Origin of the sequence: Roseibium denhamense (genome assembly GCF_009711415.1) — a bacterium.
Classification (GTDB): Bacteria; Pseudomonadota; Alphaproteobacteria; order Rhizobiales; family Stappiaceae; genus Roseibium; species Roseibium denhamense.
In genome coordinates, this window is sequence record NZ_SMLZ01000091.1 from 1 (window position 1) to 13,735 (window position 13,735).

The following is a 13,735-nucleotide window of genomic DNA, read 5'->3' on the forward strand; positions in this document are numbered from 1 at the left end:
GGCGTCGTCGCATCCATCATCGAGTAATCGACAGCCGGGCCTGCCGGCACTTGAATAGGGTTTCGCGGGCAGGCCCGCAGTCAATTTGGGAACAATAACAATGAACGGTCAGAATATCCGGATCCGCCTTAAGGCGTTCGACCACCGTATTCTGGACGCCTCCACTAAGGAGATCGTCAATACGGCCAAGCGGACCGGTGCACAGGTACGGGGTCCCGTGCCGCTGCCGACGCGGATCGAGAAGTACACGGTACTTCGCGGACCGCATATCGATAAGAAAAGCCGCGATCAGTTCGAGATGCGGACGCACAAGCGTCTTCTCGACATCGTTGATCCGACGCCCCAGACGGTTGACGCGCTCATGAAGCTCGACCTGGCCGCTGGTGTCGACGTCGAGATCAAGCTCTAAGCCGGGTCGAAGGGGACACATCATGCGTTCTGGAGTGATCGCTCAGAAAGTGGGCATGACCCGCATCTACAACGATGCAGGCGAACATGTTCCGGTCACTGTACTGCGGCTGGAAAACTGCCAGGTGGTAGCCCACCGGACTGAAGAAAAGAACGGTTACACTGCGCTGCAGCTCGGCGTCGGTACCCGTAAAGTGAAAAACACGCCGAAGGCGCTGCGCGGCCATTTTGCCGTTGCGCAGGTTGAGCCGAAGCGCACTGTTGCCGAATTCCGCGTCTCTGCGGACAACCTGATCGACGTTGGCGCGGAAATCACCGCCGACCATTACGTCGAAGGCCAGTTTGTCGACGTGACCGGCACATCCATCGGTAAAGGTTTTGCCGGTGTCATGAAGCGCCACAACTTCGGTGGTGGCCGTGCATCGCACGGTAACTCGATCTCGCACCGTTCACACGGTTCTACCGGTCAATGTCAGGATCCGGGCCGCGTGTTCAAGGGCAAGAAAATGGCCGGTCACATGGGCGATACCCGCGTGACCACGCAGAACCTCAAGGTTGTGCGCACTGATGTTGAGCGTGGCCTGATCATGGTCGAGGGCTCTGTTCCAGGTGCCAAGGGCGGCTGGATCATGGTTCGCGACGCGATCAAAAAGGCGCTGCCGGAAAACGTTCCGGTTCCAGGTGCATTCAAGGCATCTGAAGCGACTGCGGCCGCCGGGAAGGAGAGTGAGTGATGGAACTCCAGGTCAAGACCCTCGAAGGCGGGGCGGCCGGTTCGATCACGGTGTCTGACGAGATCTTTGGTCTCGAGCCGCGCACCGATTTGATCCACCGTGTGGTGCGTTGGCAGCTTGCCAAGCGCCAGGCGGGTACACATAAGACGCTTGGCCGTTCGGAAATCACTGGCACCACGAAGAAATTCGTCCGCCAGAAGGGTTCCGGCGGTGCCCGTCACGGCAACAAGAAGGCTCCGCAGTTCCGCGGCGGTGGCCGTGCGTTTGGTCCGGTTGTCCGTGACCATAGCCACGACCTGCCGAAAAAGGTTCGCGTTCTCGGTCTGAAGCACGCTTTGTCTGCAAAGGCGAAGGCTGACAGCATTGTTGTTGTCGAAGATGCTAAGGCTGCCGAGGCAAAAACCAAGGCGCTCAAGGCACAGCTGACAAAGCTCGGCCTGACCAGTGCTCTGGTGATTGATGGTGCCGAAGTTGACAACAACTTCGCTCTGGCATCGCGCAACATTCCGCATCTGGACGTTCTGCCGGTTCAGGGCATCAATGTTTACGACATCCTGCAGGCCAACACGCTTGTGTTGACCAAGGCTGCGGTGTCCGCACTCGAGGAGCGCTTCAAATGAGCAACCTTCCTCACTACGACAAAATCGTTGGCCCGGTAATCACCGAAAAGTCGACGATGGCTTCAGAAGAGAACAAGGTTGTCTTCAAGGTTGCCAACGATGCAACCAAGCCGGAAATCAAGGCCGCAGTCGAAGCACTGTTTGGCGTCAAGGTAACCGCGGTGAACACGCTCGTCCGCAAGGGCAAAGTGAAGCGTTTCCGGGGCCGCCTCGGCCGCCAGTCAGACTTCAAGAAGGCCGTCGTAACGCTGCAGGAAGGTCACGGCATCGACGTGACCACCGGGCTCTAAGACGGGGACTTAAGAACAATGGCACTTAAGACATTCAATCCGACGTCCCCAGGCCGCCGTCAGCTGGTACAAGTTGACCGCTCCGGTCTGTGGAAGGGCAAGCCGGTCAAGACTTTGACCGAAGGCCTGTCCAAGTCTGGCGGCCGGAACAACACGGGCCGCCTGACGTCTCCGAACCGCGGTGGCGGTCACAAGCGGACTTACCGTCTTGTCGACTTCAAGCGTCGCAAGTGGGACGTTCCGGCGACCGTAGAACGCCTTGAATACGATCCGAACCGGACCGCATTCATTGCTCTGATCCGTTATGAAGACGGTGAGCTGAGCTACATTCTGGCGCCTCAGCGCCTTGCCGTTGGCGACACTGTCGTTGCCGGTGAGAACGTCGACGTCAAACCAGGCAACGCTGCTCCGCTGGCACGCATTCCAGTGGGCACGATCGTGCACAACATCGAGTTGAAGCCGGGCAAAGGCGCCCAGATCGCTCGCTCTGCTGGCGCGTTCGTCCAGATCGTTGGCCGCGACCAAGGCTACACCACGCTGCGCCTGATGTCTGGCGAGCAGCGCCGGGTCCTTGGTACCTGCATGGCCACTGTTGGCGCCGTATCCAACCCGGATCACGGCAACGTCAACCTCGGTAAAGCAGGCCGTTCCCGCTGGCTTGGCATCCGTCCGCATACACGCGGTGTTGCCATGAACCCGATCGACCACCCGCACGGTGGTGGTGAAGGCCGGACCTCCGGCGGTCGTCATCCGGTTACTCCTTGGGGTAAACCGACCAAAGGTAAGCGCACGCGGCGCAATAAGCAGACTGATAAGTATATCGTCCGCAGCCGCCACGCGCGTAAGAAGTAAGGGACAGGATCGTGGCACGTTCGATCTGGAAAGGTCCGTTTGTCGACGGGTATCTGCTGAAGAAGGCGGACAAGGTCCGTGAGTCTGGCCGGAACGAGGTTATCAAAACCTGGAGCCGCCGCTCTACGATCCTCCCGCAGTTCGTTGGTCTAACCTTCGGCGTCTACAACGGTCAAAAGCACGTTCCGGTGCTGGTGTCTGAAGAGATGATTGGTCACAAGTTCGGTGAGTTCTCACCGTCCCGGACCTATTACGGACACGGCGCCGACAAGAAGGCGAAGAGGAAGTAACGATGGGCAAGCCGAAGCGTGAGCGGACGCTCGCTGACAACGAGGCTCGGGCAATGACACGGATGATCCGTGTCTCCCCGCGCAAGCTTAACCTCGTTGCCGCTGCTATCCGTGGTAAAAAAGTCGGTTCCGCGATTGCGGACCTGACATTCTCCCGCAAGCGCATTGCGCAAGACGTCAAGAAGACCCTGATGTCTGCCGTTGCGAATGCGGAAAACAACCATGACCTGGATATCGACAACCTCGTGGTTGCCGAAGCTCATGTTGGCAAGGCTTTTGTCATCAAGCGGTTCCAGGCCCGCGCACGTGGCCGTGTTGGCCGGATCGAGAAGCCATTCTCGAACCTGACCATCGTCGTGCGTGAAGTTGAGGAGACTGCCTGATGGGACATAAAGTAAACCCGATCGGCATGCGCCTCGGGATCAACCGCACCTGGGACTCGCGCTGGTTTGCGAGCAAGAACGAGTACGGCAACCTTCTTCATGAAGACTTCCGCATTCGTGAGTTCCTCCTGAAGGAACTGAAGCAGGCAGCTGTTTCCAAGGTGGTTATCGAGCGCCCGCATAAAAAATGCCGCGTGTCCATTCACTCCGGCCGTCCGGGTGTGGTCATCGGTAAAAAGGGTGCTGACATCGAGCGGCTTCGCAAGAAGATCGCCGATATCACGAATTCGGAAGTGCACCTCAACATCGTTGAAGTGCGCAAGCCGGAAATCGATGCGACCCTGGTTGCCGCTTCGATCGCTCAGCAGCTGGAACGCCGTGTTGCCTTCCGCCGCGCCATGAAGCGGGCTGTTCAGTCCGCCATGCGTCTCGGCGCCCAGGGCATCCGGATCAACTGCGGCGGCCGTCTCGGTGGTGCTGAGATCGCACGTATCGAATGGTACCGCGAAGGCCGTGTGCCTCTCCACACCCTGCGGGCTGACATCGACTACGGTGTTGCCAGCGCTCACACGGCTTACGGCGTGTGTGGTGTGAAGGTCTGGATCTTCAAAGGTGAAATCCTTGAGCACGACCCAATGGCGTCTGAAAAGCGCGCCACTGCCGGCGGCGAAGGTGGAAACCAGGGTGATCGCGGCGGACGCCGGGATCGGGGCCGCGAGCGCGCAGCTTGATTTCAAGCTGCCAGCCGCTCGTAAGATAAGAAAGACGAGAGAAGAACGATGCTGCAACCGAAGCGCACAAAGTTCCGCAAGCAGCACAAGGGCCGCATCCACGGTCTGTCGAAGGGGGGCACTGACCTCAACTTCGGCGCGTTCGGTCTGAAGGCTGTTGAGCCAGAGCGCGTTACCGCGCGTCAGATCGAAGCTGCCCGCCGTGCTATGACCCGTCACATGAAACGTGCGGGCCGTGTTTGGATCCGTATCTTCCCGGACGTCCCGGTTTCCTCAAAACCGGCCGAGGTTCGCATGGGTAAAGGTAAGGGTTCTCCGGATTACTGGGCTTGCCGCGTCAAGCCGGGCCGGATCATGTTCGAAATCGATGGTGTTCCGGAAGACGTTGCTCGTGAAGCCATGCGTCTTGCCGCCGCCAAGCTGCCGATCAAATGCCGCTTCGTTCAGCGTATCGGCGAGTAGGGCAGGCGAGGAGTTAGAGCCATGAAGGCTACCGATGTACGGGCTAAGACCCTCGACGAGCTCCGCACAGAGCTCGAAGGTTTGAAGAAGGAGCAGTTCAATCTGCGTTTTCAGAAAGCCACGGGTCAGCTTGAAAACACTGCGCGTGTCCGGCAAATCCGCCGGGACATTGCGCGTATCCAGACGATCATGCGTGAAAAACGCGTGACGGCGACCGCATAAGGAAACGGACATGCCAAAGCGTATCCTGCAGGGCACTGTTGTCGGCGACGCCAATGACAAGACTGTGACGGTTAACGTGGAGCGCCGCTTCACGCACCCGCTTTTGAAGAAGACCGTGCGCCGGACCAAAAAGTACCGTGCACACGATGAAACCAACCAATACAAGGTTGGCGACACTGTTCAGATCGAAGAGTGCGCGCCAATCTCGAAAAACAAACGGTGGACTGTGGTCACTCAGTGATCACGCTTCACTTGTGTGAGCATCCGGCGCCCTCAGATGGAGCGCCGCTAGAAGAACAAGGCAGCCAGTCATGATTCAGATGCAAACAAACCTCGACGTCGCGGATAACTCCGGCGCTCGTCGTGTCATGTGCATCAAAGTGCTCGGCGGCTCCAAGCGCAAATACGCCCAGGTAGGCGACATCATTGTCGTTTCCGTTAAAGAGGCTATTCCGCGGGGCCGCGTTAAGAAGGGCGACGTGATGAAGGCTGTCGTCGTGCGCACGGCAAAGGATATCCGCCGTCCCGATGGCAGCGTGATCCGGTTCGACCGCAATGCGGCCGTGCTGGTCAATAACAACAAGGAGCCAGTCGGCACCCGTATCTTTGGTCCGGTCCCGCGTGAACTCCGTGCAAAGAACCATATGAAAATCATTTCGCTCGCGCCGGAGGTGCTCTGATGGCTGCGAAAATTAAAAAAGGCGACACGGTGGTCGTACTGACTGGCCGTGACAAGGGTAAGTCCGGCGAAGTGCTCAAGGTTCTTCGCGAAGACAACAAGGCTCTGGTTCGTGGCATCAACATGGTGCGCCGTCATCAGAAGCAGACCCAGACGCAGGAAGCTGGCATCGTGTCCAAAGAGGCTGCGATCCACATGTCCAACATCGCGCTTGCCGATCCGAAGGACGGTAAGGCGACGCGCGTCGGCTTCAAGACCCAGGACGACGGCACCAAGGTCCGTGTGGCCAAGCGCTCGGGAGATCTGATCGATGGCTGAGACCACTTACGTGCCGCGTCTTAAGACGCATTACAATGAAGTCGTGCGCAAGCAGCTTCAGGAAAAATTCCAGTACGCGAACGTCATGCAGGTTCCGCAGCTGGAAAAAATCGTCCTGAACATCGGCGTTGGCGAAGCAGTTGGCGATTCCAAGAAAGCCAAGACTGCTGCTGCTGATCTCGCTGCGATTGCTGGTCAAAAGCCGGTGATCACCACAGCCAAGAAATCCATCGCGACCTTTAAGGTCCGCGAGGGAATGCCGCTTGGTGTCAAGGTGACCCTTCGCCGCCAGCAGATGTACGAATTCATGGACCGTCTCATCACTATCGCGCTGCCGCGCGTTCGTGACTTCCGCGGGTTGAACCCGAAGAGCTTCGACGGTCGTGGCAACTACGCCATGGGCATTAAAGAACACATCGTGTTCCCGGAGATCGAGTACGACAAAGTCGACCAGATCTGGGGTATGGACGTGATCGTTTGCACCACGGCGCCGACGGATGACGAAGCGCGCGAGCTTCTGCGCGCGTTCAACTTCCCGTTCACGAAGTAACGGGCAAGGAAGGGAACGACGATGGCGAAGAAAAGCGCAATCGAGAAAAACAAGCGCCGTGAGAAGCTTGTCAAGAAATACGCTGAGAAGCGCGCTGCTCTGAAGGCAATGGCTAAAGACGACAGCCTGTCCCTGGAAGAGCGTTACAACGCACGTTTGAAGCTTGCAAAACTGCCGCGGAACTCCGCGCCGAACCGTGTTCGCAACCGCTGCGAAGTGTCCGGCCGTCCGCGTGGTTTTTACCGCAAGCTGAAAATGTCCCGTATTGCGCTTCGTGAACTGGGCTCCCTGGGTAAGATCCCGGGCCTGGTCAAGTCGAGCTGGTAAGGAGAAACTCCCATGGCACTTTCAGATCCGTTGGGGGATATGCTGACCCGGATCCGCAACGCCCAGTTGCGCCGGAAAAACAAAGTCAGCTCACCTAACTCCAAATTGCGTGCACACGTACTTGATGTGCTTGCAAAAGAAGGGTACATCCGTGGCTACACCGCGGTTGAATACGAGGGCGGTAAGTCCGAGTTGGAAATCGAACTGAAGTATTTCGACGGTGAGCCGGTCATCCGCACAATCGAGCGGGTTTCCAAGCCGGGCCGCCGCGTTTACTCGTCGGTGAAAAACATCCCGCATGTCTCCAATGGCCTGGGCGTGTCGATCATTTCGACCCCGCGCGGCGTCATGAGCGACCATCAGGCGCGGGAAGAAAACGTAGGTGGCGAGGTTCTGTGTCGCGTCTTCTGATGCGGCACTCTCGCTTTTAAACAACGACAAGGTTGGTCATATGTCTCGTATTGGCAAAAAGCCAGTCCCCGTGCCAAGCGGGGTAACGGCATCGATCGACGGTCAGATGGTTACGATCAAGGGCCCGAAAGGCGAAAAGTCTTTCGCGCTCAATGATCTTGTTCTGGCCGAAATGACAGACGATGGGATCAAGATCGATCCGCGCAACAACACCAAGCCGGCCCGCTCCATGTGGGGCATGAGCCGGACCATGGTTCAGAACCTGATCACCGGTGTGACAGAGGGCTTCAAGAAAGACCTCGCCATCACGGGTGTTGGTTACCGCGCGCAGGTCCAGGGTAAGAATCTTCAGCTGGCGCTGGGTTTCTCGCACGACGTCGTCTATCCGATCCCGGATGGCATCGATATCGCGTGCCCGAAACCAACGGAAATCAGCATTTCCGGTACCGACAAGCAACGTGTCGGTCAGGTTGCTGCTGAAATCCGCGAATTCCGCCCGCCGGAGCCCTACAAGGGCAAAGGCGTACGTTATGCAGACGAGTTCATCGTCCGCAAAGAAGGCAAGAAGAAGTAACGGACCTGGATCATGGCGAACAGCAAACAAGCTTTCGAGCGCCGCCGCGATCGCGTGCGCCGTTCGGTCAAGAAAGCCGCAGGCGGTCGTCCGCGCCTTTCTATCTTCCGCTCGTCGAAGCAGATCTACGCCCAGATCATCGACGACGCGCAGGGGCATACAATTGCCGCTGCTTCCACGATCGAAAAAGATCTCAAGGGCAGCCTGAAAACGGGCGCCGACGTGTCTGCAGCAGCAGCCGTTGGCAAGCTTGTTGCCGAGCGTGCGGTAGCCGCCGGTGTCAAGCAGGTCGTGTTCGACCGGGGCGGATACATGTATCATGGGCGCGTCAAAGCGCTTGCTGATGCAGCCCGCGAAGGTGGACTTGAATTCTGACCAGCGCCCGTTGGCGCTCTTAAGAACGGAAGACGTATAAAATGGCGAGACAAGAAAATCGCGAGCGCGAAGAGCGCGACAGCGAATTCGTCGACAAGCTCGTTCACATCAACCGCGTGGCCAAAGTGGTCAAGGGTGGCCGCCGTTTCGGTTTTGCAGCCCTCGTTGTTGTTGGTGACCAGAAGGGCCGTGTCGGCTTCGGTCATGGCAAGGCACGTGAAGTGCCGGAAGCCATCCGGAAAGCAACTGAAGCTGCAAAGCGCACGATGATCCGTGTGCCGCTTCGCGAAGGCCGGACCCTCCACCACGATGTGGAAGGCCGTCACGGCGCTGGTAAGGTTCTGCTGCGCGCAGCGCCTGCCGGTACCGGTATCATCGCGGGTGGTCCGATGCGTGCCGTCTTTGAAACGCTCGGCGTTCAAGACGTTGTGGCAAAGTCTCTCGGGACTTCCAACCCGTACAACATGGTTCGTGCAACATTCGATGCGCTGACCAGAGAAGACAGCCCGCGCTCCGTCGCTGCCCGCCGTGGCCTTAAGGTCTCAGTGCTGCAGTCCCGGCGTCGCGATAACACGGACGAGGCGGCTCCGGCTGCCGCTGAGGCTTGACCTCGGCGGCGCCAGCCACCAGCTGAATAAGGGTACGTTCCATGGCGAACACCGAAAAGACTGTTACGGTCGAACAGATCGGCAGCCCGCTGCGCCGTCCTCAGGACCAGCGCGCGACGCTCATCGGTCTCGGCCTGAACAAGATGCACCGCCGTTCCACACTGAAGGACACTCCGGAAGTGCGCGGCATGATCAATAAGGTCCAGCATCTCGTTCGTGTCGTCGAAGACGGCGCATAAGGACGGGGTGAGGAGAAAAGACATGAAGCTCAACGAACTTCGTGACAACGAAGGTGCCGTCAAGGACCGCACCCGTGTTGGCCGCGGTATCGGGTCTGGCAAGGGCAAGACCGGTGGCCGTGGTGTGAAGGGTCAGAAGTCCCGTTCCGGTGTGGCGATCAAGGGTTTTGAAGGCGGTCAAATGCCGCTTCACCGCCGCCTGCCGAAGCGTGGTTTCACGAACATCTTTGCCAACGACTACAACACTGTGTCTGTCGGCCGTGTTCAAAAAGCCATTGATGCCGGCAAGCTGAACGCTTCTGAAACCGTGACGGTTGAAGCGCTGAAAGCAGCAGGTGTGGTCAAGCGGGTCCGCGACGGTGTGCGCATCGTTGCCAACGGTGAAATCACCGCTGCAGTGACCTTTGAAGTTGCCGGTGCCTCCAAGGGCGCTGTTGCGGCTATCGAAAAAGCGGGCGGCAAGGTTGCCGTTCTGGGAGCTCAGGCTTAACAGCCTGGGCTTTACCCATTTTTTGGGCATTATCTGACCGGAGTAGGGCATGGCATCGGCCGCCGAGCAACTGGCGTCAAATCTAAATTTCTCAGCTTTCGCCAAGGCTGAAGAGCTCAAAAAGCGCATCTGGTTCACACTGGGGGCGCTTTTGGTTTATCGACTGGGCACATATATTCCGATGCCCGGTATCAACCCGGAAGCCTTCGCGCAGGCCTTCAATCAGGCACAGTCCGGTATCATCGGCATGTTCAACATGTTTGCCGGTGGTGCGGTCGAGCGCATGGCAATCTTCGCCCTCGGCATCATGCCGTACATTTCCGCTTCCATCATCATGCAGCTTATGACGACGGTTGTCCCGTCGCTTGAGCAGCTGAAGAAGGAAGGCGAGCAGGGCCGCAAGGTTATCAATCAGTACACCCGGTACGGCACCGTTGTGCTTGCCGCGTTCCAGGCGTACGGCATTGCCGTTGGTCTTGAAGGCGCCACCAATGTCGTCACCGATCCGGGCTGGTTCTTCCGGGCCTCCACGGTCATCACCCTCGTTGGCGGGACCATGTTCCTGATGTGGCTTGGTGAGCAGATCACCTCCCGCGGCATTGGTAACGGTATCTCCCTGATTATCTTTGCAGGTATTGTTGCGGGTCTCCCGGCTGCGATCGTGCAGACGCTCGAGCTTGGCCGCCAGGGAACGCTGGCAACCGGCATCATCCTCGGCATTATCTTGCTCGCGATTGTCGTGATCGGCTTTATCGTTTTCATGGAGCGTGCGCAGCGCCGGCTCTTGATCCAGTATCCGAAGCGCCAGATGGGCAACCGCATGTTCGAGGGCAACACCTCGTTCCTGCCGCTCAAGCTGAATACTGCTGGTGTTATTCCGCCGATCTTCGCATCATCCCTGCTGCTGGTTCCGGCGACGATTTCCGGTTTCAATTCCGGGGGCGGGAATGAATGGCTGACGACGATTACTGCGCTCTTGGGCCACGGCCAGCCGCTGTTCATGGTGTTCTATGCCGCCATGATCATCTTCTTCTGCTTTTTCTACACCGCGATTGTCTTCAATCCGAGTGACACTGCGGACAACTTGAAAAAGCATGGCGGTTTCATACCTGGGATTCGTCCGGGCGAGCGAACCGCGCAGTACATTGACTTTGTCCTGACCCGGATTACGGTGGTTGGTGCGCTGTATATAACCATCGTTTGTCTATTACCCGAATTCCTCATTTCGGCGACAGGCGTTCCGTTCTATTTCGGAGGGACCTCGTTGTTGATTGTCGTAAGCGTGACAATGGATACCGTTTCTCAGATCCAGGGACACTTGCTTGCGCACCAATACGAGGGACTGGTGAAAAAAGCGAAACTCAGGGGGAAACGTCGATGAGGCTTATACTGGTAGGACCGCCGGGGGCGGGGAAGGGGACACAAGCCGCACGTCTTGTCGAGAAGTACGGTATCCCTCAGCTCTCCACCGGTGACATGTTGCGCGCAGCGGTCGCTGCGAAAACGCCAGTTGGCCTTAAGGCAAAAGAAGTGATGGATTCCGGCGGGCTTGTGTCGGATGAGATTGTTGTCGGGATTATCCGGGACCGGATCGCAGAAGCGGACGCCAAGAACGGCTTTATCCTTGACGGGTTCCCGCGGACGATCGCCCAGGCGGATGCGCTTGCGGCGATGCTTGACGAGGCAAACCAGAAGGTTGATGCGGTGCTGGAGCTGCGCGTTGATCAGACAAAGCTGGTTGACCGCATCATCAAGCGCGCCAGCGATGCCAAGGCAGCCGGTCAGCAGGTCCGTAAAGACGATGACCCGGAAGTCTTCAAGCAGCGGCTCGATGCTTACAACCGCGATACGGCCGTTGTTGCGCCTTACTATGAGAAGGCAGGCCTCTTGTCAGTTATCGATGGTATGCAGGCCATTGATGACGTAACGGATTCTATCGAATCCGTGCTGCAAGGACTTGACGAGAAAGTCTAGAGCCGTTACAGGACGCGCTCTACCTGAAAGTTTGGCCGGTTCCACTCCCGTGGGACCGGCTTACTCTGTGCGGGCAGCCTTTCCGCGCATTCGTATCCGCAAGGGCCGGAACTCCACCGGACGCGGGTTATTTTAACTGCGGAAAGACCCTGATGAAGGGGCCCCGCTTAACATGGAGACCAACGTGGCACGTATTGCTGGCGTTAACATCCCGACGAACAAGCGTGTTGTCATCGCGCTTCAGTATATCCACGGCATTGGCAAGAAATTTGCCCAGGAAATCATCGAAAAGAACAACATCGATGCTGCCCGCCGTGTGAATGAGCTTTCCGACGCAGAAGTTTTGTCCATCCGCGAAACCATCGACCGCGACTACATGGTGGAAGGTGATCTTCGCCGTGACACTGCTATGAACATCAAGCGTCTCATGGACCTTGGCTGCTACCGCGGCCTGCGTCACCGCCGCGGCCTTCCGGTCCGTGGTCAGCGGACGCATACAAACGCACGTACCCGCAAGGGTCCGGCGAAACCGATCGCAGGTAAGAAGAAGTAAGATCACACCTGGATTGGTGGTGGAGCTGCCGGCACTACGGCAGTGACGAGATCAAAACAAGGATTACAGAATGGCTAAAGATACGACGCGCGTGCGTCGCCGCGAGCGCAAGAACATCTCTTCTGGCGTTGCGCATGTGAACTCCACGTTCAACAACACAATGATCACGATCACCGATGCACAAGGGAATGCGATTTCCTGGTCTTCGGCTGGCGCTCTTGGCTTTAAAGGTTCCCGGAAATCCACGCCGTATGCGGCGCAGGTTGCTGCGGAAGATGCTGCAAAGAAAGCCGCTGAACACGGCATGCGTACCCTGGAAGTGGAAGTACGCGGCCCTGGTTCAGGACGTGAATCTGCACTGCGTGCTCTGCAGGCCGCCGGTTTCCTCATCACGTCTATCCGTGACGTGACGCCGATTCCGCACAACGGCTGCCGTCCGCGCAAGCGCCGCCGCGTCTAAGGCTCTCCAGCTTTAGGTACTTGTTTCTCCAAATGGCAAGAATAGCCCAGCCTTTGAGCCGGGCGGGATAGCCGAAGGGACGAAAACGTGACCATTCAGAAAAACTGGCAAGAACTGATCAAGCCGACCAAACTCGAGATCAAGCACGGTGATGATCCGCGCTTCTTGGCAACTGTTGTTGCCGAGCCTCTTGAGCGTGGCTACGGGTTGACCCTGGGCAATGCACTGCGCCGCATCCTGCTGTCTTCCCTGCAAGGTGCTGCCGTGACCGCGGTCCAGATCGACGGCGTGCTTCATGAGTTTTCTTCCATCCCGGGCGTCCGGGAAGATGTCACCGACATCGTACTCAACATCAAGGAAATCGCCATCCGTATGGAAGGTGAAGGTCCCAAGCGCATGGTTGTGCGCAAGCAGGGCCCGGGTGTTGTGACGGCTGGCGACATTCAGACCGTAGGCGATGTGGAAGTTCTGAACCCCGACCTCGTGCTCTGCACGTTGGATGAGGGCGCAGAGATCCGCATGGAATTCACTGTCAACACTGGCAAGGGCTATCATTCGTCGGACCGGAACCGTCCGGAAGACGCGCCGATCGGCCTGATCCCGGTCGACAGCCTGTATTCCCCGGTCAAGAAAGTCTCCTACAAGGTGGAAAACACCCGTGAAGGACAGGTTCTTGATTACGACAAGCTGACCCTGACCGTCGAAACAGATGGTTCCGTCAAGCCGGATGATGCCGTGGCTTTTGCTGCTCGCATTCTGCAGGATCAGCTTTCCATCTTCGTCAATTTCGAAGAGCCGCAGCGCGAAGTCGCCGAGGACACTGTTCCGGAACTCGCGTTCAATCCGGCTCTCTTGAAGAAAGTCGACGAGTTGGAATTGTCTGTCCGGTCTGCAAACTGCCTGAAGAACGACAATATCGTGTATATTGGCGATCTCATTCAGAAGACCGAAGCGGAAATGCTGCGGACACCGAATTTCGGCCGCAAGTCGCTCAACGAGATCAAGGAAGTTCTCGCCCAGATGGGTCTCCATCTCGGCATGGAAGTCGCCAACTGGCCGCCTGAGAACATCGACGATCTCGCAAAGCGCTACGAAGACCATCAGTATTAAGGGGCGTACGCGTCCCTATCGGACCAACCGGGCAAGTGCTGACCAAACTGTACACACTGCCTGATTATTGAAAAG

General features: G+C 57.8%; 26 protein-coding genes. All 26 read left to right on the plus strand.

The window, feature by feature from the left end:
- Positions 1–100: 100 nt before the first annotated feature.
- The 26 genes from rpsJ (at position 101) to E1180_RS04075 (ending at position 13,660) form a co-directional block, all read left to right on the plus strand.
- Positions 101–409 (plus strand): 30S ribosomal protein S10, encoded by a 309-nt coding sequence (gene rpsJ, locus E1180_RS03950; RefSeq protein WP_006936455.1) that lies wholly within the window; start codon positions 101–103, stop codon positions 407–409.
- A 22-nt stretch (positions 410–431) separates the two neighbouring features.
- Positions 432–1,142, plus strand: coding sequence for a 50S ribosomal protein L3 (gene rplC / locus E1180_RS03955; protein WP_155189786.1), 711 nt, complete (start codon positions 432–434; stop codon positions 1,140–1,142).
- On the plus strand, positions 1,142–1,762 hold the full coding sequence (rplD, locus tag E1180_RS03960; RefSeq protein WP_155189787.1) for a 50S ribosomal protein L4: 621 nt from the start codon (positions 1,142–1,144) through the stop codon (positions 1,760–1,762). Before rplC ends, rplD begins: the two co-directional genes overlap by 1 nt.
- Positions 1,759–2,052, plus strand: coding sequence for a 50S ribosomal protein L23 (locus E1180_RS03965; protein ID WP_155189788.1), 294 nt, complete (start codon positions 1,759–1,761; stop codon positions 2,050–2,052). Before rplD ends, E1180_RS03965 begins: the two co-directional genes overlap by 4 nt.
- Positions 2,053–2,070: 18 nt before the next feature.
- Positions 2,071–2,904, plus strand: coding sequence for a 50S ribosomal protein L2 (gene rplB, locus E1180_RS03970; protein WP_155189789.1), 834 nt, complete (start codon positions 2,071–2,073; stop codon positions 2,902–2,904).
- An 11-nt stretch (positions 2,905–2,915) separates the two neighbouring features.
- A complete protein-coding gene (gene rpsS / locus E1180_RS03975; RefSeq protein ID WP_022998243.1) occupies positions 2,916–3,194 on the plus strand; it encodes a 30S ribosomal protein S19 in 279 nt (92 codons plus the stop codon).
- A gap of 2 nt (positions 3,195–3,196) precedes the next feature.
- The gene (gene rplV / locus E1180_RS03980) at positions 3,197–3,577 is read left to right on the plus strand and encodes a 50S ribosomal protein L22 (RefSeq protein WP_155189790.1); all 381 of its coding nucleotides are present in this window, start codon (positions 3,197–3,199) and stop codon (positions 3,575–3,577) included.
- On the plus strand, positions 3,577–4,308 hold the full coding sequence (rpsC, locus tag E1180_RS03985) for a 30S ribosomal protein S3 (RefSeq protein ID WP_155189791.1): 732 nt from the start codon (positions 3,577–3,579) through the stop codon (positions 4,306–4,308). The genes rplV and rpsC overlap by 1 nt, the downstream gene beginning before the upstream one ends.
- A gap of 48 nt (positions 4,309–4,356) precedes the next feature.
- The gene (rplP, locus tag E1180_RS03990) at positions 4,357–4,770 is read left to right on the plus strand and encodes a 50S ribosomal protein L16 (protein WP_155189792.1); all 414 of its coding nucleotides are present in this window, start codon (positions 4,357–4,359) and stop codon (positions 4,768–4,770) included.
- 21 nt (positions 4,771–4,791) lie between these two features.
- Complete coding sequence (gene rpmC / locus E1180_RS03995) at positions 4,792–4,992, plus strand: 50S ribosomal protein L29 (RefSeq protein WP_155189793.1); 201 nt, start codon at positions 4,792–4,794, stop codon at positions 4,990–4,992.
- Positions 4,993–5,002: 10 nt separating this feature from the next.
- Positions 5,003–5,233: a 30S ribosomal protein S17 gene (rpsQ, locus tag E1180_RS04000; RefSeq protein ID WP_155189794.1), complete on the plus strand. Its 231-nt coding sequence runs from the start codon at positions 5,003–5,005 to the stop codon at positions 5,231–5,233.
- A gap of 70 nt (positions 5,234–5,303) precedes the next feature.
- Positions 5,304–5,672: a 50S ribosomal protein L14 gene (gene rplN / locus E1180_RS04005; protein ID WP_008191626.1), complete on the plus strand. Its 369-nt coding sequence runs from the start codon at positions 5,304–5,306 to the stop codon at positions 5,670–5,672.
- Positions 5,672–5,989, plus strand: a complete 318-nt coding sequence (gene rplX / locus E1180_RS04010) for a 50S ribosomal protein L24 (protein ID WP_155189795.1) — start codon at positions 5,672–5,674, stop codon at positions 5,987–5,989. Before rplN ends, rplX begins: the two co-directional genes overlap by 1 nt.
- On the plus strand, positions 5,982–6,539 hold the full coding sequence (gene rplE, locus E1180_RS04015) for a 50S ribosomal protein L5 (RefSeq protein ID WP_155189796.1): 558 nt from the start codon (positions 5,982–5,984) through the stop codon (positions 6,537–6,539). Before rplX ends, rplE begins: the two co-directional genes overlap by 8 nt.
- 21 nt (positions 6,540–6,560) lie before the next feature.
- Positions 6,561–6,866: a 30S ribosomal protein S14 gene (gene rpsN / locus E1180_RS04020; RefSeq protein ID WP_155189797.1), complete on the plus strand. Its 306-nt coding sequence runs from the start codon at positions 6,561–6,563 to the stop codon at positions 6,864–6,866.
- A 12-nt stretch (positions 6,867–6,878) separates the two neighbouring features.
- Positions 6,879–7,277, plus strand: coding sequence for a 30S ribosomal protein S8 (gene rpsH / locus E1180_RS04025; RefSeq protein ID WP_155189798.1), 399 nt, complete (start codon positions 6,879–6,881; stop codon positions 7,275–7,277).
- Positions 7,278–7,317: 40 nt separating this feature from the next.
- Positions 7,318–7,851, plus strand: a complete 534-nt coding sequence (gene rplF, locus E1180_RS04030; protein ID WP_155189799.1) for a 50S ribosomal protein L6 — start codon at positions 7,318–7,320, stop codon at positions 7,849–7,851.
- A 12-nt stretch (positions 7,852–7,863) separates the two neighbouring features.
- The gene (gene rplR, locus E1180_RS04035) at positions 7,864–8,226 is read left to right on the plus strand and encodes a 50S ribosomal protein L18 (RefSeq protein WP_155189800.1); all 363 of its coding nucleotides are present in this window, start codon (positions 7,864–7,866) and stop codon (positions 8,224–8,226) included.
- Positions 8,227–8,267: 41 nt separating this feature from the next.
- On the plus strand, positions 8,268–8,834 hold the full coding sequence (gene rpsE / locus E1180_RS04040) for a 30S ribosomal protein S5 (protein ID WP_155189801.1): 567 nt from the start codon (positions 8,268–8,270) through the stop codon (positions 8,832–8,834).
- Positions 8,835–8,875: 41 nt separating this feature from the next.
- Positions 8,876–9,073 carry a 50S ribosomal protein L30 gene (gene rpmD, locus E1180_RS04045; protein WP_155189802.1) on the plus strand — a complete coding sequence of 66 codons (198 nt, stop codon included), beginning with the start codon at positions 8,876–8,878 and terminating at the stop codon, positions 9,071–9,073.
- A 22-nt stretch (positions 9,074–9,095) separates the two neighbouring features.
- Positions 9,096–9,563 carry a 50S ribosomal protein L15 gene (gene rplO, locus E1180_RS04050; RefSeq protein ID WP_155189803.1) on the plus strand — a complete coding sequence of 156 codons (468 nt, stop codon included), beginning with the start codon at positions 9,096–9,098 and terminating at the stop codon, positions 9,561–9,563.
- A 49-nt stretch (positions 9,564–9,612) separates the two neighbouring features.
- Positions 9,613–10,944, plus strand: a complete 1,332-nt coding sequence (secY, locus tag E1180_RS04055) for a preprotein translocase subunit SecY (protein WP_155189804.1) — start codon at positions 9,613–9,615, stop codon at positions 10,942–10,944.
- Positions 10,941–11,537, plus strand: coding sequence for an adenylate kinase (locus tag E1180_RS04060; RefSeq protein WP_155189805.1), 597 nt, complete (start codon positions 10,941–10,943; stop codon positions 11,535–11,537). Before secY ends, E1180_RS04060 begins: the two co-directional genes overlap by 4 nt.
- 184 nt (positions 11,538–11,721) lie before the next feature.
- Positions 11,722–12,090: a 30S ribosomal protein S13 gene (gene rpsM / locus E1180_RS04065; RefSeq protein ID WP_116699726.1), complete on the plus strand. Its 369-nt coding sequence runs from the start codon at positions 11,722–11,724 to the stop codon at positions 12,088–12,090.
- A gap of 70 nt (positions 12,091–12,160) precedes the next feature.
- On the plus strand, positions 12,161–12,550 hold the full coding sequence (gene rpsK, locus E1180_RS04070; protein ID WP_006936427.1) for a 30S ribosomal protein S11: 390 nt from the start codon (positions 12,161–12,163) through the stop codon (positions 12,548–12,550).
- An 87-nt stretch (positions 12,551–12,637) separates the two neighbouring features.
- Positions 12,638–13,660 carry a DNA-directed RNA polymerase subunit alpha gene (locus E1180_RS04075; RefSeq protein WP_283404617.1) on the plus strand — a complete coding sequence of 341 codons (1,023 nt, stop codon included), beginning with the start codon at positions 12,638–12,640 and terminating at the stop codon, positions 13,658–13,660.
- The last annotated feature ends 75 nt before the right edge of the window (positions 13,661–13,735 follow it).

Excerpts from the sequence above, each read along its gene's own strand:
- rpsJ (WP_006936455.1), top strand. The coding sequence starts at position 101 with ATGAACGGTCAGAATATCCGGATCCGCCTTAAGGCGTTCGACCACCGT.
- rplC (WP_155189786.1), top strand. The coding sequence starts at position 432 with ATGCGTTCTGGAGTGATCGCTCAGAAAGTGGGCATGACCCGCATCTAC.
- rplD (WP_155189787.1), top strand. The coding sequence starts at position 1,142 with ATGGAACTCCAGGTCAAGACCCTCGAAGGCGGGGCGGCCGGTTCGATC.
- E1180_RS03965 (WP_155189788.1), top strand. The coding sequence starts at position 1,759 with ATGAGCAACCTTCCTCACTACGACAAAATCGTTGGCCCGGTAATCACC.
- rplB (WP_155189789.1), top strand. The coding sequence starts at position 2,071 with ATGGCACTTAAGACATTCAATCCGACGTCCCCAGGCCGCCGTCAGCTG.
- rplV (WP_155189790.1), top strand. The coding sequence starts at position 3,197 with ATGGGCAAGCCGAAGCGTGAGCGGACGCTCGCTGACAACGAGGCTCGG.
- rpsC (WP_155189791.1), top strand. The coding sequence starts at position 3,577 with ATGGGACATAAAGTAAACCCGATCGGCATGCGCCTCGGGATCAACCGC.
- rplP (WP_155189792.1), top strand. The coding sequence starts at position 4,357 with ATGCTGCAACCGAAGCGCACAAAGTTCCGCAAGCAGCACAAGGGCCGC.
- rpmC (WP_155189793.1), top strand. The coding sequence starts at position 4,792 with ATGAAGGCTACCGATGTACGGGCTAAGACCCTCGACGAGCTCCGCACA.
- rpsQ (WP_155189794.1), top strand. The coding sequence starts at position 5,003 with ATGCCAAAGCGTATCCTGCAGGGCACTGTTGTCGGCGACGCCAATGAC.
- rplN (WP_008191626.1), top strand. The coding sequence starts at position 5,304 with ATGATTCAGATGCAAACAAACCTCGACGTCGCGGATAACTCCGGCGCT.
- rplX (WP_155189795.1), top strand. The coding sequence starts at position 5,672 with ATGGCTGCGAAAATTAAAAAAGGCGACACGGTGGTCGTACTGACTGGC.
- rplE (WP_155189796.1), top strand. The coding sequence starts at position 5,982 with ATGGCTGAGACCACTTACGTGCCGCGTCTTAAGACGCATTACAATGAA.
- rpsN (WP_155189797.1), top strand. The coding sequence starts at position 6,561 with ATGGCGAAGAAAAGCGCAATCGAGAAAAACAAGCGCCGTGAGAAGCTT.
- rpsH (WP_155189798.1), top strand. The coding sequence starts at position 6,879 with ATGGCACTTTCAGATCCGTTGGGGGATATGCTGACCCGGATCCGCAAC.
- rplF (WP_155189799.1), top strand. The coding sequence starts at position 7,318 with ATGTCTCGTATTGGCAAAAAGCCAGTCCCCGTGCCAAGCGGGGTAACG.
- rplR (WP_155189800.1), top strand. The coding sequence starts at position 7,864 with ATGGCGAACAGCAAACAAGCTTTCGAGCGCCGCCGCGATCGCGTGCGC.
- rpsE (WP_155189801.1), top strand. The coding sequence starts at position 8,268 with ATGGCGAGACAAGAAAATCGCGAGCGCGAAGAGCGCGACAGCGAATTC.
- rpmD (WP_155189802.1), top strand. The coding sequence starts at position 8,876 with ATGGCGAACACCGAAAAGACTGTTACGGTCGAACAGATCGGCAGCCCG.
- rplO (WP_155189803.1), top strand. The coding sequence starts at position 9,096 with ATGAAGCTCAACGAACTTCGTGACAACGAAGGTGCCGTCAAGGACCGC.
- secY (WP_155189804.1), top strand. The coding sequence starts at position 9,613 with ATGGCATCGGCCGCCGAGCAACTGGCGTCAAATCTAAATTTCTCAGCT.
- E1180_RS04060 (WP_155189805.1), top strand. The coding sequence starts at position 10,941 with ATGAGGCTTATACTGGTAGGACCGCCGGGGGCGGGGAAGGGGACACAA.
- rpsK (WP_006936427.1), top strand. The coding sequence starts at position 12,161 with ATGGCTAAAGATACGACGCGCGTGCGTCGCCGCGAGCGCAAGAACATC.